This is a genomic window from Aquabacterium sp., assembly GCF_044226965.1.
Lineage (GTDB): Bacteria > Pseudomonadota > Gammaproteobacteria > Burkholderiales > Burkholderiaceae_C > Pseudaquabacterium.
In genome coordinates this window covers 19,039-42,527 of record NZ_JBGAGA010000038.1, presented here as the reverse complement: position 1 = coordinate 42,527, position 23,489 = coordinate 19,039, and the positions used below count along the sequence as shown (strand labels likewise).

Annotated in this window: 21 protein-coding genes; 15 read left to right on the top strand and 6 right to left on the bottom strand. The window is 71.9% G+C overall.

Annotated features, from left to right (window positions below; all coding sequences use genetic code 11):
- Positions 1 to 22: 22 nt before the first annotated feature.
- Positions 23 to 925, top strand: coding sequence for an AEC family transporter (locus tag ACILR4_RS17380; RefSeq protein WP_395702119.1), 903 nt, complete (start codon positions 23 to 25; stop codon positions 923 to 925).
- A gap of 21 nt (positions 926 to 946) precedes the next feature.
- Here the strand turns inward: ACILR4_RS17380 and pncA are convergent, their stop codons facing one another.
- Both pncA and ACILR4_RS17370 read right to left on the bottom strand, forming a co-directional pair.
- Positions 947 to 1,660, bottom strand: coding sequence for a bifunctional nicotinamidase/pyrazinamidase (gene pncA / locus ACILR4_RS17375; protein ID WP_395702118.1), 714 nt, complete (start codon positions 1,658 to 1,660; stop codon positions 947 to 949).
- A 36-nt stretch (positions 1,661 to 1,696) separates the two neighbouring features.
- Positions 1,697 to 2,887 carry an ABC transporter substrate-binding protein gene (locus ACILR4_RS17370; RefSeq protein ID WP_395702117.1) on the bottom strand — a complete coding sequence of 397 codons (1,191 nt, stop codon included), beginning with the start codon at positions 2,885 to 2,887 and terminating at the stop codon, positions 1,697 to 1,699.
- A 167-nt stretch (positions 2,888 to 3,054) separates the two neighbouring features.
- Here ACILR4_RS17370 and ACILR4_RS17365 point away from each other — a divergent pair, with 167 nt between their 5' ends.
- The gene (locus ACILR4_RS17365) at positions 3,055 to 3,828 is read left to right on the top strand and encodes a ferredoxin--NADP reductase (protein WP_395702116.1); all 774 of its coding nucleotides are present in this window, start codon (positions 3,055 to 3,057) and stop codon (positions 3,826 to 3,828) included.
- Between the two features lie 21 nt (positions 3,829 to 3,849).
- On the opposite strand, the gene queG is transcribed toward ACILR4_RS17365, so the two are convergent.
- Positions 3,850 to 4,893: a tRNA epoxyqueuosine(34) reductase QueG gene (gene queG / locus ACILR4_RS17360; protein ID WP_395702136.1), complete on the bottom strand. Its 1,044-nt coding sequence runs from the start codon at positions 4,891 to 4,893 to the stop codon at positions 3,850 to 3,852.
- A gap of 84 nt (positions 4,894 to 4,977) precedes the next feature.
- Here queG and tsaE point away from each other — a divergent pair, with 84 nt between their 5' ends.
- Positions 4,978 to 5,460, top strand: a complete 483-nt coding sequence (gene tsaE / locus ACILR4_RS17355; RefSeq protein ID WP_395702115.1) for a tRNA (adenosine(37)-N6)-threonylcarbamoyltransferase complex ATPase subunit type 1 TsaE — start codon at positions 4,978 to 4,980, stop codon at positions 5,458 to 5,460.
- Positions 5,457 to 6,881 (top strand): N-acetylmuramoyl-L-alanine amidase, encoded by a 1,425-nt coding sequence (locus tag ACILR4_RS17350; RefSeq protein ID WP_395702114.1) that lies wholly within the window; start codon positions 5,457 to 5,459, stop codon positions 6,879 to 6,881. The genes tsaE and ACILR4_RS17350 overlap by 4 nt, the downstream gene beginning before the upstream one ends.
- 15 nt (positions 6,882 to 6,896) lie before the next feature.
- Here the strand turns inward: ACILR4_RS17350 and ACILR4_RS17345 are convergent, their stop codons facing one another.
- The gene (locus ACILR4_RS17345) at positions 6,897 to 7,547 is read right to left on the bottom strand and encodes a DedA family protein (protein ID WP_395702113.1); all 651 of its coding nucleotides are present in this window, start codon (positions 7,545 to 7,547) and stop codon (positions 6,897 to 6,899) included.
- 152 nt (positions 7,548 to 7,699) lie between these two features.
- On the opposite strand from ACILR4_RS17345, the gene ACILR4_RS17340 reads away from it, so the two are divergent.
- From ACILR4_RS17340 to ACILR4_RS17290, 11 genes are all read left to right on the top strand, one after another.
- Positions 7,700 to 8,839, top strand: coding sequence for an ABC transporter substrate-binding protein (locus ACILR4_RS17340; protein ID WP_395702112.1), 1,140 nt, complete (start codon positions 7,700 to 7,702; stop codon positions 8,837 to 8,839).
- A gap of 37 nt (positions 8,840 to 8,876) precedes the next feature.
- Positions 8,877 to 10,727 (top strand): DNA mismatch repair endonuclease MutL, encoded by a 1,851-nt coding sequence (gene mutL, locus ACILR4_RS17335; protein ID WP_395702111.1) that lies wholly within the window; start codon positions 8,877 to 8,879, stop codon positions 10,725 to 10,727.
- A 32-nt stretch (positions 10,728 to 10,759) separates the two neighbouring features.
- Positions 10,760 to 11,527 carry a pseudouridine synthase gene (locus ACILR4_RS17330; RefSeq protein ID WP_395702110.1) on the top strand — a complete coding sequence of 256 codons (768 nt, stop codon included), beginning with the start codon at positions 10,760 to 10,762 and terminating at the stop codon, positions 11,525 to 11,527.
- Positions 11,524 to 12,771: a Bcr/CflA family efflux MFS transporter gene (locus ACILR4_RS17325; protein ID WP_395702109.1), complete on the top strand. Its 1,248-nt coding sequence runs from the start codon at positions 11,524 to 11,526 to the stop codon at positions 12,769 to 12,771. The genes ACILR4_RS17330 and ACILR4_RS17325 overlap by 4 nt, the downstream gene beginning before the upstream one ends.
- Complete coding sequence (gene miaA / locus ACILR4_RS17320) at positions 12,755 to 13,705, top strand: tRNA (adenosine(37)-N6)-dimethylallyltransferase MiaA (RefSeq protein WP_395702108.1); 951 nt, start codon at positions 12,755 to 12,757, stop codon at positions 13,703 to 13,705. The genes ACILR4_RS17325 and miaA overlap by 17 nt, the downstream gene beginning before the upstream one ends.
- 150 nt (positions 13,706 to 13,855) lie before the next feature.
- Positions 13,856 to 14,428 carry a PEP-CTERM sorting domain-containing protein gene (locus ACILR4_RS17315; protein ID WP_395702107.1) on the top strand — a complete coding sequence of 191 codons (573 nt, stop codon included), beginning with the start codon at positions 13,856 to 13,858 and terminating at the stop codon, positions 14,426 to 14,428.
- 79 nt (positions 14,429 to 14,507) lie between these two features.
- The gene (locus ACILR4_RS17310; RefSeq protein WP_395702106.1) at positions 14,508 to 15,158 is read left to right on the top strand and encodes an ABC transporter ATP-binding protein; all 651 of its coding nucleotides are present in this window, start codon (positions 14,508 to 14,510) and stop codon (positions 15,156 to 15,158) included.
- A 43-nt stretch (positions 15,159 to 15,201) separates the two neighbouring features.
- Complete coding sequence (locus ACILR4_RS17305; protein ID WP_395702105.1) at positions 15,202 to 15,969, top strand: MBL fold metallo-hydrolase; 768 nt, start codon at positions 15,202 to 15,204, stop codon at positions 15,967 to 15,969.
- A gap of 30 nt (positions 15,970 to 15,999) precedes the next feature.
- The gene (locus ACILR4_RS17300) at positions 16,000 to 18,531 is read left to right on the top strand and encodes an FtsX-like permease family protein (protein ID WP_395702104.1); all 2,532 of its coding nucleotides are present in this window, start codon (positions 16,000 to 16,002) and stop codon (positions 18,529 to 18,531) included.
- Positions 18,528 to 19,796 (top strand): HD-GYP domain-containing protein, encoded by a 1,269-nt coding sequence (locus ACILR4_RS17295; protein ID WP_395702103.1) that lies wholly within the window; start codon positions 18,528 to 18,530, stop codon positions 19,794 to 19,796. Before ACILR4_RS17300 ends, ACILR4_RS17295 begins: the two co-directional genes overlap by 4 nt.
- The gene (locus ACILR4_RS17290; RefSeq protein WP_395702102.1) at positions 19,780 to 20,934 is read left to right on the top strand and encodes a lipocalin-like domain-containing protein; all 1,155 of its coding nucleotides are present in this window, start codon (positions 19,780 to 19,782) and stop codon (positions 20,932 to 20,934) included. Before ACILR4_RS17295 ends, ACILR4_RS17290 begins: the two co-directional genes overlap by 17 nt.
- Positions 20,935 to 20,944: 10 nt before the next feature.
- Here the strand turns inward: ACILR4_RS17290 and ACILR4_RS17285 are convergent, their stop codons facing one another.
- Both ACILR4_RS17285 and ACILR4_RS17280 read right to left on the bottom strand, forming a co-directional pair.
- A complete protein-coding gene (locus ACILR4_RS17285; protein ID WP_395702101.1) occupies positions 20,945 to 21,802 on the bottom strand; it encodes a GGDEF domain-containing protein in 858 nt (285 codons plus the stop codon).
- A 107-nt stretch (positions 21,803 to 21,909) separates the two neighbouring features.
- Positions 21,910 to 23,481, bottom strand: coding sequence for a DHA2 family efflux MFS transporter permease subunit (locus ACILR4_RS17280; RefSeq protein WP_395702100.1), 1,572 nt, complete (start codon positions 23,479 to 23,481; stop codon positions 21,910 to 21,912).
- Between the last annotated feature and the right edge of the window lie 8 nt (positions 23,482 to 23,489).

Here is a 23,489-nt window from a genome sequence, read left to right as displayed (position 1 = left end):
TAGGGGGCCGCACACTCGCGCCATGCCCGACCTGCTGCTACTGCTGCCGGACTTCGCACTCATCGCCTGCGGCTACGTGATCTGCCGCCACACGCCGCTGGGCCGCCCGGTGTGGGACTCGGCCGAGAAGCTCGTCTACTACCTGCTGTTCCCGGCGTTGCTGTTCAACGCCATCGTGCGCAACCCGTTGAACCCAGGCACCGCGCTGCAGTTCGGCGGCGCGGGCGTCGCCGTGGTGGCCCTGGGCGTGCTGCTGGCCTATGCGCTGCGGCCGCTGCCGGGCGTCGACGACCGGCTGCATGCCTCGGGCGCGCAGGTGGCGTTCCGCTTCAACTCCTACGTCGGCCTGGCACTGGCCGAGCGGCTGGCCGGCGCGCAGGGCCTGGCCTGGCAGGCGCTGCTGGTCTCGTTGTGCGTGCCGCTGTGCAACGTGGCCGCGGTGTGGCCGCTGGCGCGGCAGGGCGGGCATGGCTACCTGCGCGAGCTGGTGCGCAATCCGCTGATCGTGGCCACCGTCGCCGGGCTGGTCGCCAACCTGGCCGGCCTGAAACTGCCGGAGCTGGCCTCGATCACGCTGTCGCGCATGGGGGCCGCAGCCTTGCCACTGGGCCTGATGGCGGTGGGGGCGGGCCTGCGCTTCGGCGCGCTGCGCGAGGGGCCGGGCCTGGCGGCGGCCCTGCTGGCGATCCGCCACCTGGTGCTGCCGGCCCTGGCCATCGCGCTGGCGCTGTGGCTGCAGATGCCGCCGGGCCAGCAGGCCGTGCTGGTGGCCTTTGCCGCGCTGCCCACGGCGAGCAGCGCCTACGTGCTGGCCACCCGCATGGGCGGCCATGGGGGCTACGTGGCCGGGCTGGTCACCATGTCGACGCTGATCGGCATGCTGGGCCTGCCAGGCGCCCTGGCCCTGTTGGCCTGGCTGCGCTGAGGCCCGCAGCGCCGCGGCGGGTCAGGCCGTCTCGATGTCGCCCGACTGGATGCGCTTGACGCCCTTCTCGCCCATCGCCTTCCAGGCCGCGGCCAGCGAGCCGTTCAAGTCGATGGCGCGGCAGGCATCCTCGACCACATAGACCTCGAAGCCGAGCTTGCGCGCGTCCATCGCGGTCCAGGCGACGCAGAAGTCCGTGGCCAGGCCGGTGACGTAGACCGTCTTGATGCCGCGCGCCTTCAGGTAGCCGGCCAGGCCGGTGCTGGTCTTGCGGTCGGCTTCCTCGAAGGCCGAGTAGCTGTCGACGTTCTTGTGGAAGCCCTTGCGGATGATGACCTGGGCGGTCGGCAGCTTGAGGTCCTTGTGCAGCGCCGCGTCGTCGCTGCCCTGCACGCAGTGGTCGGGCCACAGCACCTGGTTGCCGTAGCTGAGCTTGGTGCTCTCGAACGGCTTCTTGCCCGGGTAGCTGCTGGCGAAGGACGCATGGCCCGCGGTGTGCCAGTCCTGCGTGACGACGATGTTCTCGAACGCCGCCGACAGCTTGTTGATCACCGGCACCACCTCCTCGCCCTTGGCCACCGGCAGCGTGCCGCCGGTGACGAAGCAGTTCTGCACGTCCACGACGATCAGCGCGGCATTCGCGCCGGGCTTGAGCTTGCCGGCGGCCAGGGCCGGAACGGCAACAGCGGACAAGGCCGCGAGGAACAGGCGGCGATCGACAACGGCAGTGCTCATGGTGCGGGCTCCTGGGGCTCTGGCAGTGGCTAAGGTTCAGTTCGCGGGGCGCAGCTTCTTCACTTCCGCGTCGGTCGGCTGGAACTTCGTGCCGTCGAGGTAGCGGTAGTCCACCATCGTGCCCTTGCCGCCTTCGTTCTTGGTCTTGCCGACGAAGGCGCCCATGGTCGACTGGTGGTCCTGCGCGCGGTAGGTGGCCTTGCCGAACGGCGTGTCGACCACCAGGCCGCTGAACGCGGCGACGAGCTTCTCGGTCTCGCTGCTCTTGGCCTTGGCCACGCCGGCGGCGATGGACTTGATGGTGGTGTAGCCCACCACCGAGCCCAGGCGCGGGTAGTCGTTGTACTTGCGGTGGTAGGCCAGGAAGAAGGCCTTGTGCTCGGGGGTCTGGATGCCGTACCAGGGGTAGCCGGTGACGATCCAGCCGTTGGGCGTTTCGTCCTTCAGCGGGTCGAGGTACTCGGGCTCGCCGGTGAGCATGCTCACCACCTCGCGGCCCTGGAACAGGCCGCGGGTGTTGCCTTCGCGCACGAACTTCGACAGGTCGGCGCCAAACAGCACGTTGAAGATGGCGTCGGGCTTGGCATCGGCCAGCGCCTGCACCACGCTGCCGGCATCGAGCTTGCCCAGCGGGGGCGCCTGCTCGGCGACGAACTCCACGTCCGGCTGCGCCGCCTTCATCAGCGCCTTGAAGGTGGCCACCGCCGACTGGCCGTACTCGTAGTTCGGGTAGACGATGGCCCAGCGCTTCTTCTTCAACTTGGCGGCCTCGGGCACCAGCATGGCCGACTGCATGTAGGTGGAAGGCCGCAGCCGGAAGGTGTAGTGGTTGCCGCTGCCCCAGACGATCTTGTCGGTCAGCGGCTCGGAGGCCAGGTAGAAGAACTTCTTCTGCTTCGCGAAGTCGGCCAGCGCCAGGCCGATGTTCGACAGGAAGCCGCCGGCCAGCACGTCGACCTGCTCGCGCGAGATCAGCTCCTCGGCCGCGCGCACGGCGTCACCCGGGTTGCCGTTGTCGTCGCGCGTGATCAGCTGCACCTTGCGGCCGTTCACGCCGCCGGCGGCGTTGATCTCCTCGACCGCCAGCTCCATGCCCTTCTTGTACGGCTCCAGGAAGGCGGGCTGCACCTTGTAGCTGTTGACCTCGCCGATCTTGAGCGTGGTTTGGGCCGAGGCGGCCAGTGCGCTGGCGGCCAGCAGGGCCGCGGCGATGAGGTGACGGGTCATGCTCAGAGTCCTCCGGATAGGGGAAATCGACCGCGAGGCAGAATACCGCATTTCGCCGCGTTGGTGAATTTCATGTAGTCGTTGCTACATGAACGCAACAGCGGCATGCTTGCGCCCTGCCCGCCCCGCCGCTTCCCCGCTTCCTCCTCGCCCCTGTCCGAACCATCATGAGTGCCTTCAACGAAGAACGCGTGCTGAGCGTCCACCACTGGACCGACCGGCTGTTCACCTTCACCACCACGCGCGACGCCTCGCTGCGCTTCTCGAACGGCCACTTCACGATGATCGGCCTGCGCGTGAACAACAAGCCGCTGCTGCGCGCGTACTCCATCGTCAGCGCCAACTACGAGGAGCACCTCGAGTTCCTCAGCATCAAGGTGCCCGATGGTCCGCTCACCTCGCGGCTGCAGCACATCCAGGTCGGCGACACCATCATCGTCGGCCGCAAGCCCACCGGCACGCTGGTCATCGACTACCTGCTGCCCGGCCGCCGGCTGTACCTGATGTCCACCGGCACCGGCCTGGCGCCCTTCATGAGCATCATCCGCGACCCGGCCACCTACGAGAAGTTCGAGCAGGTGGTCCTGGTGCACGGCGTGCGCCAGGTGGACGAACTGGCCTACCACGACCTGCTGGTCGAGCACCTGCCGAACCACGAGTTCCTGGGCGAGATGGTCACCAGCCAGCTGCGCTACTACCCCACCGTCACGCGCGAGGCCTACAAGAACATGGGCCGTATCACCGAGCTGATCGAAACCGGCAAGCTGACGAACGACCTCGGCCTGCCGGCCATCGACGCCGCGCAGGACCGCGTGATGATCTGCGGCAGCCCGGGCATGCTGCGCGACCTGAAGCACATGCTCGAGGCGCGCGGCTTCAAGGAAGGCAACACGTCCACCCCGGGCGACTTCGTCATCGAGCGCGCCTTCGCGGAACAGTAGGGGCCGCCCCCAGGCCGGCTCTCACGCCGGGCGCTGCGCCAGCGCCCAGTCGATGTGCTCGCGCAGCAGCGCTTCGGCGCCGTCCCGTTCGGCCACCAGGGCCTGCGCCAGCGCCGCGTCGCCGGTCTCGCGCCAGGCGTTGCCCAGCGCCACCGCCAGGTTGCGGCGCCAGCGCGCATGGCCGATGCGGCGGATCGCGCTGCCTTCCGTGTGCTTCAGGAACGCGGGCTCGTCCCACTGCCACAGCGCGATCAGTTCGGCCTGCGACAGCGGCGCGCGGCTGTCGAAATCGGGCACCGTCGCGCGCTGGGCGAACTTGTTCCAGGGGCAGGCCAGCTGGCAGTCGTCGCAGCCGTAGATGCGGTTGCCGATGGCGGCGCGGAACTCCTCGGGAATCGGCCCGTCGAGCTCGATCGTCAGGTACGAGATGCAGCGCCGCGCATCCAGCCGGTACGGCGCGACGATGGCCCCGGTCGGGCAGGCCGCGATGCAGGCTTCGCACTGCCCGCAATGGGCGCTGACGCCTGAGGTGAGCGGCAGCGGCAGGTCGATGTAGAGCTCGCCCAGGAAGAACATCGATCCGGCCTCGCGCGACAGCACCAGCGTGTGCTTGCCGCGCCAGCCGATGCCGCTGCGCTGCGCCAGCTCGACCTCCAGCACCGGCGCCGAATCGGTGAACACGCGGTGGCCGAAGGGCCCGATGGCCTGCTGCAGCCGGTCGGCCAGCCGCTGCAGGCGCTGGCGCAGCACCTTGTGGTAGTCCCGCCCCTGGGCGTACAACGAGATCGCTGCCTCGCGCGGGCGCTGCAGCCGGTCGAAGCCGATGGCCTGCCAGCCCGCGGGCACGCTGGCGGGCAGGTAGTCCATGCGGGCGGTGATGACGCGCACCGTCCCCGGCACCAGCTCGGCCGGCCGGGCGCGCTTCAGGCCGTGCGCGGCCATGTAGTCCATGCGGCCGTGGAAGCCTGCCTGCAGCCAGGCCAGCAGGCCCGGCTCGGCCGCATGCAGGTCCACGTCGGCCACCCCGATCTGGGAGAATCCGAGCTCGAGCGCCCAGCCTTGCAGGCGCTGCAGCCATGCGGCCGGATCGGCCGCGATGGCCGCGTCGGCCGGGTCCGCCCGGCGCTGTCCTGCCACCCGCTCCGATTCGTGACCCTGACGCATCCGCCGATTCTAGAAACCCGTTCGCTGCGCTGGCCCGACGAGGCGGCCTGCGAAGCCTTCGCCCGCGCGCTGGCGGCCAGGCCCGCGATCCGCCAGGCCACGATCGCGCTGCAGGGCACGCTGGGTGCCGGCAAGACCACCTTCGTGCGCCACCTGCTGCGCGCCCTGGGGGTCAGCGGTCGCATCAAGAGCCCAACCTATGCGGTGATGGAGCCCTACACCCTGCCCGGCGGCGGCACGGCCGCTCACTTCGACTTCTATCGCTTCGACGACCCGCGCGAGTGGCTCGATGCCGGCTTTCGCGATGTCTTCGCGGCGCCGGGGCTCAAGCTCTGCGAATGGCCCGACAAGGCCGGCGACCTGCTGCCGGTGCCGGACCTGCGGCTGACGATCAGCGTGCAGGACGACGACCGCCGCGCGCTGCGGCTCGAGGCCTTCACCCCGCTCGGCGTGGAGCTGCTGCGATGAAGCGAGCACCGCCGCTGCCGCAGCCCGGCCGCCGCCGCGCGCTGCAGCGCCTGGGCAGCACCGTGCTGCTGCTCGGCGCAGCCGACCTGGCGTTTGGCGCCACCATCGTCGCGGTGCGGGTGTGGCCGGCCTCGGACTACTCGCGCGTGACGATCGAGTCCGACCAGGCGCTGGTGGCCCGGCATTTCCTGGCCGACAACCCGGCGCGCCTGGTGGTCGACATCGACCAGCTCGAGCTCAACAGCGCGCTGCGCGAACTGGTCGGCAAGGTGCGGCCCGACGACCCCTACATCGCCGGCGTGCGCGTGGGCCAGTACCAGCCCAAGGTGGTGCGGCTGGTGCTGGACCTGAAGCAGCCGGTCGCGCCACAGCAGCTGGCCCTGGCGCCGGTGGCGGCCTACGGCCACCGGCTGGTGTTCGACCTGTACCCGACGCAGGAGCGCGACCCGCTGCTCGACCTGATCCGCGACCGCGAACGCGCCGAGCAGCAGGCGGTCAAGAGCGTGCAGGACGCGCTGGGCGAATTCATCGGCCGCATCGACAAGCCGGTGCCGGCCCCCGCGCCCGCCGCCTCCACCCCCACGCCGGCGCCGCCGCCGCTGGTCGAGCGCTCGACCATCCCGGCGCCTTCGGCCTCGCTGCCACCGATGATGACGCCGGCCCCGCCGCCGCCGCTGCAGATCCCGCCCGAGGAGCAGCGCCGCATCGACCGCCTGGTCGTCGTCGCGCTCGACCCCGGGCATGGCGGCGAGGATCCGGGCGCCGTCGGCCCCAGCGGCCTGCGCGAGAAGGACGTGGTGCTGGCCATCGGCCTGAAACTGCGCGAGCGGCTCAACAGCGTGCCCGGCATGCGGGCGATGATGACGCGCGATGCCGACTTCTTCGTGCCGCTGCACGAACGCGTGCGCAAGGCGCGCCGGGTGCAGGCCGACCTGTTCGTGTCGATCCATGCCGACGCCTTCCTCACGCCGCAGGCCAAGGGCGCCTCGGTGTTCGCGCTGTCGGAGAACGGCGCCACCAGCGCTGCCGCGCGCTGGATGGCCAACAAGGAGAACGCCGCCGACCTGGTGGGCGGCACCAGCAGCAGCCCGGTGAAGGACGCGCAGGTGCTGCGCCTGATGCTGGACATGAGCACCACCGCGCAGATCAAGGACAGCCTGAAGATCGGCCGCGAGGTGCTCGAACGCATCGGCCGGGTGGGCCAGCTGCACAAGCGCCAGGTCGAGCAGGCCGGCTTCGCGGTGCTGAAGGCGCCGGACATTCCCAGCATCCTGGTCGAGACGGCCTTCATCTCGAACCCCGAGGAAGAGGCCAGGCTGCGCGACGAGGACTACCAGGACCGGCTGGTCGAGGCGCTGTTCACCGGCATCCGGCGCTACTTCGCCCGCAATCCGCCGCTGGCCCGGCCGCGCATCCTGTAGGGCCGGCGCGCCGGATCAGCCGGCGCTGCGCGCGGCCCAGCGCGCCCGCAGCGCGCCGCCGATCACGATCAGCCCCGGCACGAGGATCATCGCCCAGATGATCAGGTTCAGGTTGGTCGTCACCCACGGGATGTTGCCGAACAGGTAGCCTGCGGTGACCAGCCCCAGCACCCACAGCGTGCCGCCGCTCACGTCATACAGCGTGAACTTGCTGCGCGTCATCTGTGCCACGCCGGCGACGAAGGGGGCGAAGGTGCGCACGAAAGGCATGAAGCGCGCCAGCACGATGGTGATGCCGCCATAACGTTCATAGAACGCGTGGGCCTGGTCGAAGGCCTTCTTGTTGAACCATCGCGAATGCTCCCAGTCGAACACGCGGGGCCCGATCAGCCGGCCGATCGTGTAGTTGGTCTGGTTGCCCAGCACCGCGGCGGCGATCAGCAGCAGCACCACCAGCGGGTAGCTCATCAGGCCGGCGCCGGCCAGCGCGCCCACCACGAACAGCAGCGAATCGCCCGGCAGGAAGGGCATCACCACCAGGCCGGTCTCGACAAAGATGATCAGGAACAGCAGCGCGTAGACCCAGGCGCCGTAGGTTTCGACGAACACGCGCAGGTGCTTGTCGACATGGAACACGAAGTCCAGCAAGAAGGTGACGATCTCCATGGGGCGCCGATTATCCGGGTGCGGAGCGGGCACCCAAATTGTTCACGCACGTAGGCATCTGGTTCGGGATTACGAGCATGAATCTCTGGAACGTTCGGATCCAGACTCCCGCCGATTCATTCACCAACTGAAATAGCTGCCGGGAGACACCGATGATCCGACGCCGCACCCTGCTGGGGGCTGCCTGCGCCACGCCGGCGCTGATCGGTCGCGCGTTCGCGGCCGACGCGGGCGTTGGCGACAACGAACTGCTGATCGGCCAGAGCGCGGTGCTCAGCGGACCGCTGGGCGTCTCGCTGCAGGGCTTCAATGCCGGCGCCAAGCTGGTGTTCGACGAGCTCAACGCGCAGGGCGGCCTCCATGGCCGGAAGCTGAAGCTGCTGTCGCTGGACGACGAGCTCAAGCCCGAGCGCGCGCTGGCCAACTACAAGGCGCTGCTGGTCGAGCACAAGGTCTTCGCGTTCTTTGGCGGCGTCGGCTCCGGCACCATCGCCGCCGCGGCGCCGGTGCTGAAGGAGAGCAACGCGCCCTTGATCGGCAACTTCGCGCTGTCCGACGCGGTGCGCGAGAAGGCCAAGGGGGCCGCCTACTTCGTGCGCGCCACCTATGGCCGCGAGGCCACCAAGCTGGTGCAGCACCTGGGCACGATCGGCATCACGCGCATCGCGGTGGCGCATCTGGACAACCCCGGCGGCCAGGAAGTGCTGGCGCTGGTGAAGGCGGCGGTGCTGGCCGAAGGCAAGGCCAAGGACGTGGCCGGCGCAGCGGCGGTGAAGAACGACGGCAGCAATGCGGTCGAGGCCGGCAAGGCCCTCGCCGCCACCGATGCACAGGCGGTGGTGATGTTCATCGCTGGCCCGCCGGTGGCGCAGCTGATGCAGGCCATCGGCGAAGCCGGTGCGTCGCCGGCCTTCTACGGCATGTCGGTGGTGGCGGGTGACCAGGTGGCCAAGGCACTGGGCCCGAAGCTTCGCGGGCTGGCCACCTCGCAGGTGGTGCCCTACCCGTGGAGCGATGCCGACCCCACCGCGCGCGCCTTCCGCCAGCAATGCGAGGCCGCGAAGGTGCCGGTGGCCTACCACACCTACGAGGGCTACGTGAATGCGCTGGTGCTGGCCGAAGGCCTGCGCCGTGCCGGCCGCGCCCTCACCCGCAGCGGCCTGCATGCGGCGATGCGCGGGCTGCGCGCGCGCATTGCCGGCATCGACATCGACTACACCGGCGGCGACCCCACCGGCTCGCGCTTCGTCGAACTGGTGCACGTCGGCGCAGAGGGGCGTTTCCGGCGCTGAAGCCCGAGGCCGCGCAGGGCCCGGGATAATCCGGTCGATGACCGCAGCCGCCTTCCCGCGCCCGATCCGCGAACTGCCCGACGAGCTGATCAGCCAGATCGCCGCCGGCGAGGTGGTGGAGCGCCCGGCCTCGGTGGTGCGCGAGCTGGTCGACAACGCCCTCGACGCGGGCGCCAGGCAGATCACCGTGCGCCTGCTGGCCGGCGGCGTGCGCAGCATCGTCGTCGAGGACGACGGCTGCGGCATCCCGATGGAGCAGTTGCCGCTGGCGCTGAAACGCCATGCCACCAGCAAGATCGCGAACCTGGTCGACCTGGAGGCGGTGGCGACCATGGGCTTCCGTGGCGAGGCGCTGGCTGCCATCGCGTCGGTGGCGGAGCTGGCCATCGCCAGCCGCACGGCCGATGCCGCGCATGCCAGCCGGCTCGATGCACGCAGCGGCGAGCTGCAGCCCGCGGCGCGCGCCACCGGCACCAGCGTCGAGGTGCGCGAGCTCTTCTTCGCCACCCCGGCGCGCCGCAAGTTCCTGAAGACCGATGCCACCGAACTCGCGCATTGCCTGGATGCCGTGCGCCGCCACGCGCTGGCGCGGCCCGGCGTCGGCTTCACGGTGTGGCACGAGGGCAAGCTGGTCGAGCAGTGGCGTGCGGCCACGCCCGAGCAGCGCATTGCCGACGTCCTGGGCGAGGACTTCATCGCGCAGAGCCGGCCGGTGGCCGCGCGCATCGGGCCGCTGCAGGTCAGCGGCCGCGTCGGCCTGCCGGATGCGGCGCGGGCCCGGGCCGACCAGCAGTACGCCTACGTCAACGGCCGCTTCGTGCGCGACCGGCTGATCGCGCATGGCGCACGCAGCGCCTACGAGGACGTGCTGCACGGCCAGCGCCAGCCGAGCTACGTGCTGTTCATCGACATCGACCCGCAGCGCGTCGACGTCAACGTGCATCCGACCAAGATCGAGGTGCGCTTCCGCGATGGGCGCGAGGTACACCAGGCGGTGCGGCATGCGATCGAATCGGCGCTGGCCGCCTCGCGCGCGCCGGCACTGGCCGAGGCGGCTGCGGCCGGTGGCGGCCCCGAGGCCTTGGCGCCGTCGCTGCCCTTGCCGGCCGAGCGCGGCCCGTTGCGCGCACCGCTGCCCGCCACCGGCTGGCAGGCCCCCGCGCCGGTGCAGGCCGCGCTGGGCCTGCAGGAGCTGGCGGTGCTGTACGCGCAGGAGCCGCCACCGCGCTGGGCCCCGCCGGCCGCGAGCAACGCGACGAGCTTCGCGGGACCCAGCGCCGCCGCCAGCGCCGACGACAGCCACAGCTGGCCGCTGGGCCGCGCGCTGGCGCAGCTGGGCGGCGCCTACGTGCTGGCCGAGAACCGGCACGGCCTGGTGATCGTCGACATGCATGCGGCGCACGAGCGCATCGTCTACGAGCGCCTGAAGGCGGCGCAGGACGGCAGCGCGCTGGCCGCGCAGCCGCTGCTGATTCCCGCCACCTTCGCGGCCACGCCCACCGAGGTGGCCACCGCCGAGGCCCAGGCCGACGCGCTGGCCGCGCTGGGCCTGGACATCGCGCCGCTCTCGCCCGGCGTGCTGGCGGTCCGTTCGCGCCCCGCCGCGCTGCCCGACGCCGACCCGGTGGCGCTGGCCCGCGCGGTGCTGTCCGAGCTGGGCGAGGTGGAAGCCTCGCGCGTGGTGCAGCGCGCACGCGACGAGTTGCTGGCCACCATGGCCTGCCACGGCGCGGTGCGCGCCAACCGTCAATTGACGATTCCCGAGATGAACGCGCTGCTGCGCGACATGGAGCGCACCGAGCGCGCCGACCAATGCAACCACGGCCGGCCCACCTGGCGCCAGCTGAGCCTGAAGGAACTCGACGCGCTGTTCCTGCGCGGCCGCTGAAGCCCGGCCCGGTCCCCGTCTCCCCTTTCCCGATGAACCAACCCGAATCCCCTCACGCCGAAGGTGTGCGTCTTTCCAAGGTGCTGGCCGAGCGCGGCCTGGCTTCGCGGCGCGAAGCCGATGAATGGATCGAGGCCGGCTGGGTCAAGGTCAACGGCGTGGCCGCGGTGCTGGGCCAGCGCGTGCAGCCCGACGTGCAGATCGAGATCGATCCGCGCGCCAAGCGCGAGCAGGCGCAGCGCGTGACCATCCTGCTGCACAAGCCGATCGGCTATGTGTCCGGCCAGGCCGAGGATGGCTACCAGCCGGCCAGCGTTCTGGTGCAGCCGAAGAACCGCTGGGCCGAGGACAAGGCGCCGCTGCAGTTCCATCCCGGCCAGCTGCGTGGCCTGGCCCCGGCCGGCCGGCTGGACATCGATTCCACCGGCCTGCTGGTGCTGACGCAGGACGGCCGCATCGCCAAGCAGCTGATCGGCGACGACAGCGGCGTCGAGAAGGAATACCTGGTACGGGTGCAGACCGTGAAGCCCGGTCCGTTGCCGCCCGAGCAGTTCGCGCTGCTGCAGCACGGCCTGTCGCTCGACGGCCGGCAGCTGCGACCCGCGCGCGTCAGCTGGGCCAACGAGGACCAGCTGCGCTTCGTGCTGCGCGAAGGCCGCAAGCGCCAGATCCGCCGCATGTGCGAGCTGGTGGGCCTGAAGGTGCTGGGCCTGAAGCGCGTGCGCATCGGCAGCGTGGTGCTGGGCAAGCTGCCACCCGGCCAGTGGCGCTACCTGCGGCCGGACGAGCGCTTCGCATGACCATCGACGCGCGCCTGCCGCCGCAGGCCGGCGTGGCGCCAGCGCCGGCCGCGCCGCTGCTGTCGCCGCGGATGGCCGCGGTGGTGCTGGCCACGCTGCTCGGGCTGCAGCCGGTGACCACCGACCTGATGCTGCCGGCGCTGCCGCTGCTGGCCGCCGACCTGCATGCGCCGATGGCGCCGGTGCAGCTGACGATGTCGGCGCTGATCCTGGCCTTCGGCCTCGCCCAGCTGGTGTGGGGGCCGCTGGCCGACCGCTTCGGCCGCCGGCCGGTGCTGCTGGTCGGCCTGGCGCTCTATGCCCTGGCCAGCATCGGCGCGGCGTTGGCCGGTGGCGTGATGCAGGTGGTGGGCTGGCGCATCGTGCAGGGCGCGTCGCTGTCGGTGCCGGTGGTGTGCGCGCGTGCGATGGTGCGCGACCTGTACGAGCCGCACCAGGGTGCGCTGGTGATGGCCAAGGCGCTGTCGGGCCTGGGGCTTATCGCGATCAGCAGCCCCTTGCTCGGCGGCCTGCTGGCCACGCTGTTCGGCTGGCGTGCCGAGCCGGCCGCGATGGCACTGGCCGGCGTCGCGCTCGGTGCGCTGATCGCGCTGCGCGTGCCCGAGACCAACCTGCGGCGCCGGCACGATGCCACGCAACTGAAGCCACTGCTGGCGCAGACCGGCCGCGTGCTGCGGCATCCGGCGTTCCGGGCCTGGGCGCTGCTGGTGAGCTGCTCGTACGGCGGGCTGTTCATCTTCCTCGCCGGGGCGGGCTTCGTGCTGATCGGCGTGCTGGGCCTGCAACCCCTGCCGGCCGGCATCGTGATGAGCAGCACCTCGCTGGCCTACATCGCCGGCACCTTCTGCTGCCGGCACTGGCTGCCGCGCCATGGCCTGGTCGGCGCGGTGCAGCGCGGCGCGTTCTTCTCGCTGGCGGCATGTGCCCTGCTGGCGGTCGTGGCCTTCCTGGACATCCGCTCGGTGTGGGCCGTGATGCTGCCGATCTGGCTCTACGCGCTGGGGCACGGCGTGCACCAGCCCTGCGGCCAGGCCGGCGCGGTGGGCCCGTTCCCGCAGGCCGCGGGGCAGGCGTCGGCGCTGGCCGGCTTCGTGCTCTCGGTGGGTGCGTTCGCCATCGGGCTGTGGCTGGGCCGCGCGCTCGACGGCACCGTGCGGCCGCTGGCCGGTGGCATGGCGCTGGCCGCCGCGGCCAGCGCGCTGGTGGCCTGGACCTTGGTGCGCCGCCATGGCGCCAGCCGCTGAGGCCATGCCGCACCTGCCTGCGCTGGGCCTGGCCGGCCCGACGGCCTCGGGCAAGAGCGCGCTGGCGCTGGCCATCGCCCGCCGCTGGCCGGTGGAGATCGTCAGCGTCGATTCGGCGCTGGTCTACCGCGGCATGGACATCGGCACCGCCAAGCCCACGCCGGCCGAGCAGGCCGAGGTGCCGCACCATTTGCTGGATATTCTCGAGCCGACCGAGACCTACTCGGCCGCCCAGTTCGCCGCCGACGCGCGCCGGCTCATCGCCGAGATCCAGGCCCGCGGCCGGCTGCCGCTGCTGGTGGGCGGCACGATGCTGTACTTCAAGGCCCTGATCGACGGGCTCGACGCCCTGCCGCAGGCCGATGTCGCGCTGCGCGCGCGGCTCGATGCCGACGCTGCCGCGCGGGGCTGGCCTGCGCTGCATGCCGAGCTGCAGCGCGTGGACCCCGCCACCGCCGCGCGCCTGGCGCCGCACGACGCGCAGCGCATCCAGCGCGCGCTGGAGGTCTGGCACCTCAGCGGCGAACCGATGTCGCGGCTGCATGGCCGCCAGCGCAGCGCGGGCCTGGCGCTGCCGCTGCTGTCGCTGGAGCCGGACTCGCGCGCCTGGCTGCACCAGCGCATTGCGCAGCGCTTCGACCAGATGCTGGCGGCCGGCCTGGTCGACGAGGTGCGCCGCCTGCGCGCCCGCGGCGACCTGCGGCCCGAGCTGCCGGCGATGCGCTGCGTCGGCTACCGCCAGGCCTGGCTGGCCCTGGACCAGGGTGACCTCGGCACGCTGCGCGAGCAGGGCATTGCCGCCACCCGCCAGCTGGCCAAGCGCCAGCTGACCTGGCTGCGATCGATGCTGCGCACGCCCGTCGCCTGCGATGGCCCCGACCCCACCGGCACCGCGCTGGCCTGGGTCGCACGGCAGCTCGCCCCCCCGAACTGAGCGCCCGCAAGCGCGGGGGCCGCCGCGCGAAACGTGAAATCTGCATCCCCGCAGCCAAGGGGCGCCGCCAGTTCTGCACGCCCGCAGCGCCGAAGGCCTCGTTATCCTCGCCGCCACAAATAGTTACGACGAGTCCATTCGTTGGGAATCATGTTCAACAAGATCTCGATCCTTGGCGCCACGGTGATGGCCCTGGCCGGCGCGGCCCAGGCCGCACCGGTCACCAACACCCTGACGCCGGGCTTCTCGTTCCAGCAATACAGCGGCACCGCCGCGGTCGGCAGCGGCCAGGTCAACACGGCCAGCGCGCTGTGGTTCATCGACGAGCGCGTGGCCGATGGCCTGAAGTCCTGGTACGTGTTCTTCGATCCGCAGGGCAGCCAGGCGATCGTGGCCACGCTCACCTTCGACCGGCCCATCATCGACGTGCTGACGACCCGCGCCGAGCTGGCCACGAGCCACTTCAAGTACAGCGTCGACGTCGACAGCGACGGCCTGTTCGACGACTACACCTACCCGGTGGCCACGGGCCTCGAAGACGGCCAGGACACGGTGACCTGGAGTCCCGGCAGCAACACGCTGTCGCTGCGCTGGACCGCGTCGAACCCCGGCGACCACATCCGCGTGCTGACCGCCGCGGTGCCGGAGCCGGCGAGCTGGGCGCTGGCCGTCATCGCGCTGGCCGGCCTGGTGGGCACGCAGCGGCGCCGCCACCGCGGCTGATCGTCCCGCGCCCCCGACATCAAGCCGCCTGCGGGCGGCTTCTTTGTTGGCGGCAACCGGCATCGGGCATCATCGCCCAATGCTCCACATCGAGGCCCTCTGCAAATCCTACGGCGACACCGCGGTCTTCCGCGATGTGACGCTTACTTTGGGTGCTGGCGAATTCGTCGCGCTGCTGGGCGAATCGGGTGTCGGCAAGTCGACGCTGCTGAACTGCATCGCCGGCCTGGACGAGGCCGACAGCGGCCGCGTCGAACTCGACGGCATGGCGGTGCTGGACCTGCCCGAAGACCAGCGCGCCCGACTGCGGCGCGAGAAGCTCGGCTTCGTGTTCCAGGCCTTCCACCTGCTGCCGCAGCTGACGGTGGCGCAGAACGTCGAGCTGCCACTGCGCCTGCTGGGCCGGCCCGATGCGCAGCGCACCGAGGCGCTGCTGGCCGCCGTGGGCCTGGCCGGGCTGGGCGCACGCAGCCCGGCGCAGCTCTCGGGCGGGCAGCTGCAGCGCGTGGCGCTGGCGCGTGCGCTGGTGCACCGGCCGCGCCTGATCCTGGCCGACGAACCCACCGGCAACCTCGACCCCGCCACCGCCGAGCGCATGCTGGCGCTGCTGCAGCAGCAGGTGCGCGCCGAGGGCGCCGCCTGCCTGCTGGTGACGCATTCGGCCTCGGCCGCCGCGCTGGCCGACCGGCGCCTGGTGCTGGGCGCCGGCGGCATCCGCAGCGCTGCTTGATATCGGTCAATGTGCGCGGCCGGCGCTTGCGTAGAGTGCGCCGATGCCTCTCGAGCTCTACCACCAAGATGGCCACCGCTGCCTGATGTTCCACGACCTGGGCGACGCCCACGGCGAAGCGGTGCAGGCCAACCAGTTCCTGATCGTCGACGGCGGCACCGGCGCCATCATCGACCCCGGCGGCAACCTGGCCTACGGCGAGCTGTACCTGGCGATGACGCGGCACTTCCCGCCGTCGAAGCTGGCCGCCATCGTCGCCTCGCATGCCGACCCGGACATCATTGCCGCGCTCGACCGCTGGACCACCGCGACGCAGGCGCCGCTGTACATCTCCAAGGTCTGGGAGCGCTTCGTGCCGCACTTCTGCAAGCCGGGCAAGACCGCCGGCCGCGTGGTGGGCATTCCCGACGCCGGCATGCGCATCCCGGTGGGCCGCAGCGAGTTGATCGCGCTGCCCGCGCACTTCCTGCATGCCGAGGGCAATTTCCAGTTCTTCGACCCGACCTCGGGCATCCTGTTCTCGGGCGACCTCGGCGTCTCGCTGCTCGAAGGTGCGCAGGCCGGCCAGCCGGTCACCGAACTGGCGCCGCTGCTGCCGAAGATGGAAGCCTTCCACCGCCGCTACATGGTGTCGAACAAGGTGCTGCGGCTGTGGGCCGACATGGTGGCGCCGCTGCCGATCCGCATGGTCGTGCCGCAGCATGGCGCGCCGCTGGCCGGCGCGGCCGTACCGGCCTTCATCGAGTGGGTGCGGGGCCTGGCCTGCGGCATCGACCTGATGGGTCCGGTGAATTACCAGGTACCTGCCTAGGCCGGCGGGCCCCGCTACGATGCCGCCACGATGTGGCGCCATCTGCTGCCCCTGACCCTGGCCGAATGGCGCCACCACCCGTGGCGCCATGGCGTGGCGCTGCTCGCGGTGGCGCTGGGCGTGGCGCTGGCCAGTTCGGTGCAGCTGATCAACCACTCGGCGCTGTCGGAGTTCTCGCAGGCGGTGCGTTCGGCCAATGGCGAGCCCGACGTGGTGCTGGCCGCCACGCAGGCCACCGGCTTCGACGACGCGCTGTTCGGCCGGCTTGCGCTCGACGAGCAGGTGGCGCTGGCCAGCCCGGTGCTGGAGATCGACAGCCATGCGCGCAGCGCCGACGACGCACCGCGCGTGCCGGTGCGCATCACCGGCATCGACGCGCTGCGCATCGCGGCCATCGCGCCCGCGCTGATGCCACATTCGGCCGAAGGCGGCAGCCGCACCGACGGCCCGGCCGCGCTGCTGGGGCCCACGCGGGCCTGGCTGAACCCGGCGGCCCAGGCGCGCCTGAAGCTCGCGCCCGGCAGCGCGCTGTGGCTGCAGTCGGCCGAAGGCTGGCAGCGCTTCGAAGTCGCCGGCAGCGTGGCCACCGGTGGTGCGCCGCTGGTGGTGATCGACATCGCCGCGGCGCAGTCCCGCTTCGGCCGCGGTGGCCGCCTCTCGCGCATCGACCTGCGGCTGGTGGCCGGCATCGACCGCGAGACCTGGCTGCGGCGCCAGATGCTGACGTCTGAAGTACGCGTCAGCAGCGCTGACGAAGCGGCGCAGCGCATCTCGCGCCTGTCGCTGGCCTACCGCGTGAACCTGGGCGTGCTGGCGCTGGTGGCGCTGCTGGTCGGCGGCTTCCTGGTGTACTCGGTGCTGTCGCTGTCGGTGGCGCAACGGGTGCCGGGCTTCGCGCTGCTCGGCGTGCTGGGCCTGCCGGCGCGCGAGCGCCGCGCCTGGGTGCTGGCCGAAAGCGCGCTGCTGGGCGTGCTCGGCACCGCGCTCGGCCTGGGCCTGGGCGCGCTGCTGGCCTGGGCTGCGCTGCAGGTGCTGGGCGGCGACCTGGGCGGCGGCTATTTCCCCGGCACGGCGCCCACGCTGCGCTGGCCGGTTGGTGCGCTGGCCGCCTGCGCGGTGCTGGGCGTGGCAGCCGCGGTGGCCGGTGCCTGGTGGCCGGCGCGGCAGGCTGAACGGCTGGCCCCGGCGCTGGCCCTGAAGGGCCTGGGCGGCACGGCCGGGCACGCGCCTTCGGTGCTGTGGCCCGCGGCCGTGCTGGCCGCCGGCGGCGCGCTGGCCCTGCTGCCGCCGATCGGCGGGCTGCCGCTGGCGGCCTATGCGGCGGTGGCCCTGCTGCTGGCCGGCGGCGTCGCGCTGGTGCCCGCGGTCGTGATGGCGCTGCTGCAGCGCGCCGGCACGCCGCGGGCGGCGCTGCCGCTGCTGGCGCTGCGGCGCGCACACCATGCGCGCCAGGTGGCCAGCGCCACGGTGGCCGGCGTCGTCGCCAGCCTGGCGCTGTCGGTCGCGCTGACGGTGATGGTCGCCAGCTTCCGCGACGCGGTGAGCGACTGGCTCGACCAGGTGCTGCCGGCCGACCTGTACCTGCGCAGCAGCACCAGCGCCGCGGCGGCCGAGCAGGCCCCGCTGCCGCCGGGCTATGCCGCTTCAGCGGCCGCGCTGCCGGGCGTCGCGCGGGTGCTGGCGGGGCGCCTGCGGCCGCTGGTGCTGGACGTCGGCAATCCCGCTGTCACGCTGCTGGCGCGGCCGCTGGCCGACCCCGCGGCCGTGCTGCCGCTGATCGGCGCGCTGGCACCCGCGTCACCCGGCGAACTCGCGGTCTACGTCAGCGAGCCGGCTGCGGCGCTCTACCGGTGGGCGCCGGGCCAGCGCATCGACCTGCCGCTGGCGGGCCCGGCCGGCACCAGCCAGCCGGCCCGCGTGCGCGGGGTGTGGCGCGACTATGCGCGCCAGTTCGGTGCCATCGCGATCGACCTGGCCGACTACCAGCGCCTCACCGGCGACGGCGGCCTCAACGAGCTGGCGGTCTGGCTCGCGCCGGGGGCCGCGGCGGCCGAGGTGGCGCAAGCGCTGAAGCATCTGGCCGGTGACAATGTGCCGGTCGACACCGCCAGCACGGCCGAATTGCGCACGCTCTCGTTGGCCATCTTCGATCGCAGCTTTGCCGTCACCCGCTACCTGCAGGTGGTGGCGATGGTGGTCGGCCTGGTCGGCGTGGCGGCCAGCCTGTCGGCCCAGGTGCTGGCGCGGCGCAAGGAGTTCGGCCTGCTGGCCCACCTGGGCCTGACGCGACGCCAGACCATCGGCCTGGTCACGCTGGAGACCCTGGCCTGGCTGCTGGCCGGTGCCGCGGTGGGCCTGCTGCTCGGACTGGCGATCGCCGCGGTGCTGGTCTACGTCGTCAACCCGCAAAGCTTCCACTGGAGCATGCCGATGCACCTGCCTGCCGCACCGCTGGCCGCGCTGGTGGCGGCGCTGCTGGTCGCCGGCGCGGCCACCGCCGCCTTCAGCGCCCGCCGCGCCGCTTCGCGCCAGGCGGTGCTGGCCGTCAAGGAGGACTGGTGACCGCCCCGGCCAGCGACCTGATCGACCCGGCCCAGCTGTGCCTCGGCCTGCACGTGCACCTGGACATCCCGTGGACCGACCATCCCTTCACCTTCTCGAGCTTCAAGATCAAGAACCTCGAGCAGATCGCGACGCTGCAGGCGCTGGGCCTGAAGCAGATCCGCTACAGCGCTGCCAAGAGCGACTGCGCGCCGCTGGAGGAGCCCAGCACACCGCCGCCCGTGCCGGCGTCCGTCGATCCGGCCGACGACCCGCTGTACCAGGCCAAGCGCGCGCGCATCGAGCGCCTGGCCGCGCAGCGCGCGCGCATCGCGGCCTGCGAGCGCGAGTTCGTCTCGTCGGCGCGGCTGGTCAAGTCGATCGACCAGAACCTGTTCGCACGGCCGGCCATTGCGCGCCAGGAAGCGGCGCAGCTGATCGGCACCATCGCCGATTCGATGCTGACCGATGCCGAGGTGGCGATCAACCTGATGAAGGACCGCGTCGGCGCCGACGACACCTACCACCACCCGCTGAACGTCACGGTGCTGTCGATGATCCTGGCCAAGGAGCTGCAGGCGCCGAAGGAGGCCATCCGCGGCCTCGGCACCGCCGCGCTTTTCCACGACGTGGGCAAGCACGACATCCCCACCACCATCACGCGCAAGCAGCTGGCCCTGACCAAGCCGGAGATCTCGCTGCTGCAGCAGCACTGCGCCTACGGTGTGGAGATCGGGCGCAAGCTGGGCCTGTCGCAGGAGGTCCTGAACGTCATCCTGCAGCACCATGAACGGGTGGACGGCAGCGGCTATCCCAAGGGCCTGAAGGGCAACGAGATCTCGATGCTGGCGCGCATCGTCGCGGTGCCGAACATGTTCGACAACCTGTGCAACCCGCCGAACCCGACGCGTGCGCTGACGCCGCACGAAGCCCTGTCGACGATGTATGGCCAGCAGCGCGGCCACCTCGAGACCAAGGTGCTGAACACCTTCATCCGCTGCATGGGCGTGTACCCGCCGGGCACGGTGGTGGTCCTGTCCAACGATGCGCTGGCGATGGTGGTGTCGGTCAACAGCGCGCGGCCGCTGCTGCCCACGGTGCTGGTCTACGACCCCGCGGTACCGCGCGAGGAAGCGGTGCTGGTGGAACTGGAGCAGGCGCAGGAGGTCAGCATCGTGCGCACGCTGCGGCCGACGCAGCTGCCCGATGCGGCGCTGGACTACCTGTCGCCGAAGGCGCGGCTGGCCTACTACTTCGACACGCCCGGCAATGGCCCCAAGTCCTGAGCGCCGGCGCTGGCTGGCCGCTGGCGCGGCGCTGCTGGCCGGCGGCCGGAACGCGGCCCTGGCCGCCATGGCCACCGACGCGGGCGCCGAAGGCGCCGACGAAGACCGCATCAGCGCCGGGCGCACGCTGCGCTTTCCGCGCGACCATGGCGCGCATCCCGGCGCGCGCATCGAGTGGTGGTATGCCACCGGCTGGCTGCAGCCCGCGGGCAGCGGCGCGGCGCCGATCGGCTGGCAGATCACCTTCTTCCGCAGCCGCACCGGGCTGGGCAGCGGCGGCGAGAGCGGCCGCTTCGTGCCCCGCCAGCTGCTGTTCGCGCATGCGGCCATCAGCGACATCGGCGCGCAGCGCCACCGCCATGCCCAGCGGCTGTCGCGCTGGTCCGGCGACGAGGCCCTGCCCGAGGCCCATGCGCAGCGGGCCGACACCGCGCTGGTCATCGGCCCGTGGTCGCTGCGGCGCGACGCCGGCAGCGGCCGCTACACCGCCCGACTGCCCGTGCCCGAAGCCGGCTTCGGCCTGCTGCTGACGCTGACGCCCACCCAGCCGCTGCTGCTGCAGGGCCAGGCCGGCTTCTCGCGCAAGGGGCCGCTGCCGGCGCAGGCCAGCCACTACTACTCGCAACCGCAGCTGGCGGTCAGCGCGCAGCTGACGCGCGGCAGCCAGGTCCAGACCCTGCCCGGCCGCGGCTGGCTGGACCACGAGTGGAGCGACGAGCTGATGCCGCCCGAGGCCGTGGGCTGGGACTGGATCGGCATCAACCTCGACGACGGCGGCGCGCTCACCGCGTTCGTGCTGCGCAGCCGGGACGGCCAGGTGCTCTGGGCCGGCGGCAGCCACCGCCCGGCCGGTGCTGCGGTGCGCAGCTTTGCGCCCGAAGACGTGGCGTTCAGCCCGCTGCGCGAATGGACCAGCCCGGGTTCCGGCGCGCGCTACCCGGTGCGCTGGCGCATCCGCACGCCCTTGGGCGAGCACCAGCTGGAGGCCTTGCTCGACGACCAGGAACTCGACAGCCGCGCCAGCAGCGGCGCCATCTACTGGGAGGGCCTGAGCGAGCTGCGCGACGCCAGCGGCCGCCGCATCGGCCAGGGCTACCTGGAAATGACCGGCCGCGCGACGCCGCTCAAACTGGGCTGAAGCCGGGCGTTCAGGCTTTCCCGGCGGCGCGATGGCCGCCAAAGGAAGGACCGCCCGCCGCGGGTGCGCGCTTGGGCTGCACCGGCGCAGCACGCACGCAGTTGCGGCCTGCGGCCTTGGCCTCGCGCAGCGCGGCGCCGGCATCGCCGATCACGGCGTCGAGCGTGGCATGGTCGGGCCCGATCGAGGCCACGCCGATGCTGACGGTACAGCCCACGCTCTGGCCTTCCCAGTTCAGGCGGAAGCTGGCCACCCGCTCGCGCACGCGCTCGGCGACGTCCAGCGCGCCGATCGGGTCGGTGTGCGGCAGGTAGACCACCAGCACGCCGCCGCCAAAACGGGCCATCAGGTCGTACTGGCGCAGGGTGGCCGACACCTGGCGCGTGATCTCGACCAGCACCGCGTCGCCGCAGGCCTGGCCATGCTTGTCGTTCAGCTCGCGGAACTGGTCGGCGTCGACCATCAGCAGCGCGGCATCCTCGCCATGGCGGCGGATGCGGGCCCACTCACGGTCGGCCGCGGCAACGAAGTGCCGCTGCGTGAAGGCGCCGGTGAGCTGGTCGCGCGTGGCGCCCACGTCCACCGCCGGGGCGGCCGCAGCCGCCGCCGCGGGCCGCGGCAGCAGGCGCCAGGCCAGCGCGGCGGCCAGCGGTGCCACCAGCGCCGCGGCGCAGGCACCGGCCAGCGCACCGGCGCCGCGTTGCGGCACGCCGGCGGCCCAGGCCACGCCCTCGCCGACCGCCGCGCCGACCACGGCCGACAAGGGCAGCAGGCCAGCTGCCAGCCACCCCGGGCTGGCGCCACCGCTGGCGGCCGCCGGGGCGGCCGCAGAAGGCGTGGAAGACGGCGAGGCGGGGGCGGTATTCATGGCTTCTTCATTCGACCACAAACGCCCGGGCTTGAGCGGGAAAACTTCATCCGGATACCGCTTCTGCGGGGGATCTCACTGCCCCGCGGGCCTGCCGGGGCCCCGCCTCAGTGCGCGCCGCCGGCATCCGCCGCGCCGACGCCCGCCGCCCGCGGCGGCCGCCGCAGCGGCCACAGGAACATCAGCAGGCTGACGAAGGCGATGGCCGAGAACAGGAAGATGTCGTCGGCCGCGCGGGTGAAGGCCTGCTGGTCGATCATCCGGTTGATCTGCGCCATCGCCTGCTCGAGCGACATGCCGGCCTGCTGCAGCTGCTGCATGACCAGGCTCATCGCGCTGTCGCCCAGCCCCACCTCCTCGACCAGATGGGCGTGGTGCAGCGAGGCGCGGCCTTCCCACACCGTGGTGGCGATCGAGGTGCCCATCGCGCCGGCGGTGATGCGCACGAAGTTCGAAAGCCCCGAGGCCGAAGCCATGCGCTCCGGACCGATACCGGCCAAAGTGAGCGTGGTCAGCGGAATGAAGAAGAAGGCCATCGCCGCGCCCTGCATCACGGTCGGGATCAGGATGTGCATCAGGTCGGTCTGCGGCGTGAAGCCCGAGCGCATCCACAGCACGACGCCGAAGCCGACGAAAGCGCCGGCGGCCATCCAGCGCGGGTCCCACACCGTGACCTTGCGGCCCACCAGCGGCGTCAGCACGATCGCCAGCACGCCCACCGGCGCCAGCGCCATGCCGGCCGCGGTGGCGGTGTAGCCCATGTACTGCTGCAGCCACAGCGGCATCAGCACCACGTTGCCGAAGAACAGGCCGTAGGCCACCGACAGCGCCAGCGCGCCGAGCGCGAAGTTGCGCCGCATGAACAGGCGCAGGTCGATCACCGGGTGCGCGTCGGTCAGCTCCCAGACGATCAGCAGCGTCAGACCGATGCCGGCGGTGAGCGCCAGCGCGACGATCTGCGGCGAGGCGAACCAGTCGAGCTCCTTGCCCTTGTCCAGCATCAGCTGCAGCGAGCCCACGCCCACCACCAGCAGCGCCAGGCCGATGCGGTCGATCGGCAGCTTGCGCGTCGGCGTCTCGCGCTTGGCGTAGATGCCCCAGGTGGCCAGTGCCGCGGCCAGGCCCACCGGCACGTTGATGTAGAAGATCCAGGGCCAGCTGATGTTGTCGGTGATCCAGCCGCCCAGCAGGGGCCCGGCCACCGGCGCCACCAGCGTGGTGACGCCCCACAGCGCCAGCGCGGTGCCGGCCTTCTCGCGCGGGTAGCTCGCCAGCAGCAGCGTCTGCGACAGCGGGATCATCGGCCCGGCCACCAGCCCCTGCAGCACGCGGAACAGCACCAGCATTTCCAGCGAAGGCGCGAAGCCGCACAGCCACGAGCTCAGCACGAACAGCAGCACGCTGGCGGTGAACAGGCGCACCGCGCCGAAGCGCTGGGTGAGCCAGCCGGTCAGCGGCACCGAGATGGCGTTGGCCACGCCGAAGCTGGTGATGACCCAGGTGCCCTGGTTCGGGCTGACGCCCAGGTCGCCGGCGATGGCCGGGATCGAGACGTTGGCGATCGACGAGTCGAGCACGTTCATGAACGTGGCAAGCGACAGCGCCAGGGTGCCCAGCACCAGCTGGCCGCCCTTCAGCGGCGGCGGTGGCGCGGGCGGGATGACGGCAGCATCGGCCATGAGGCGGC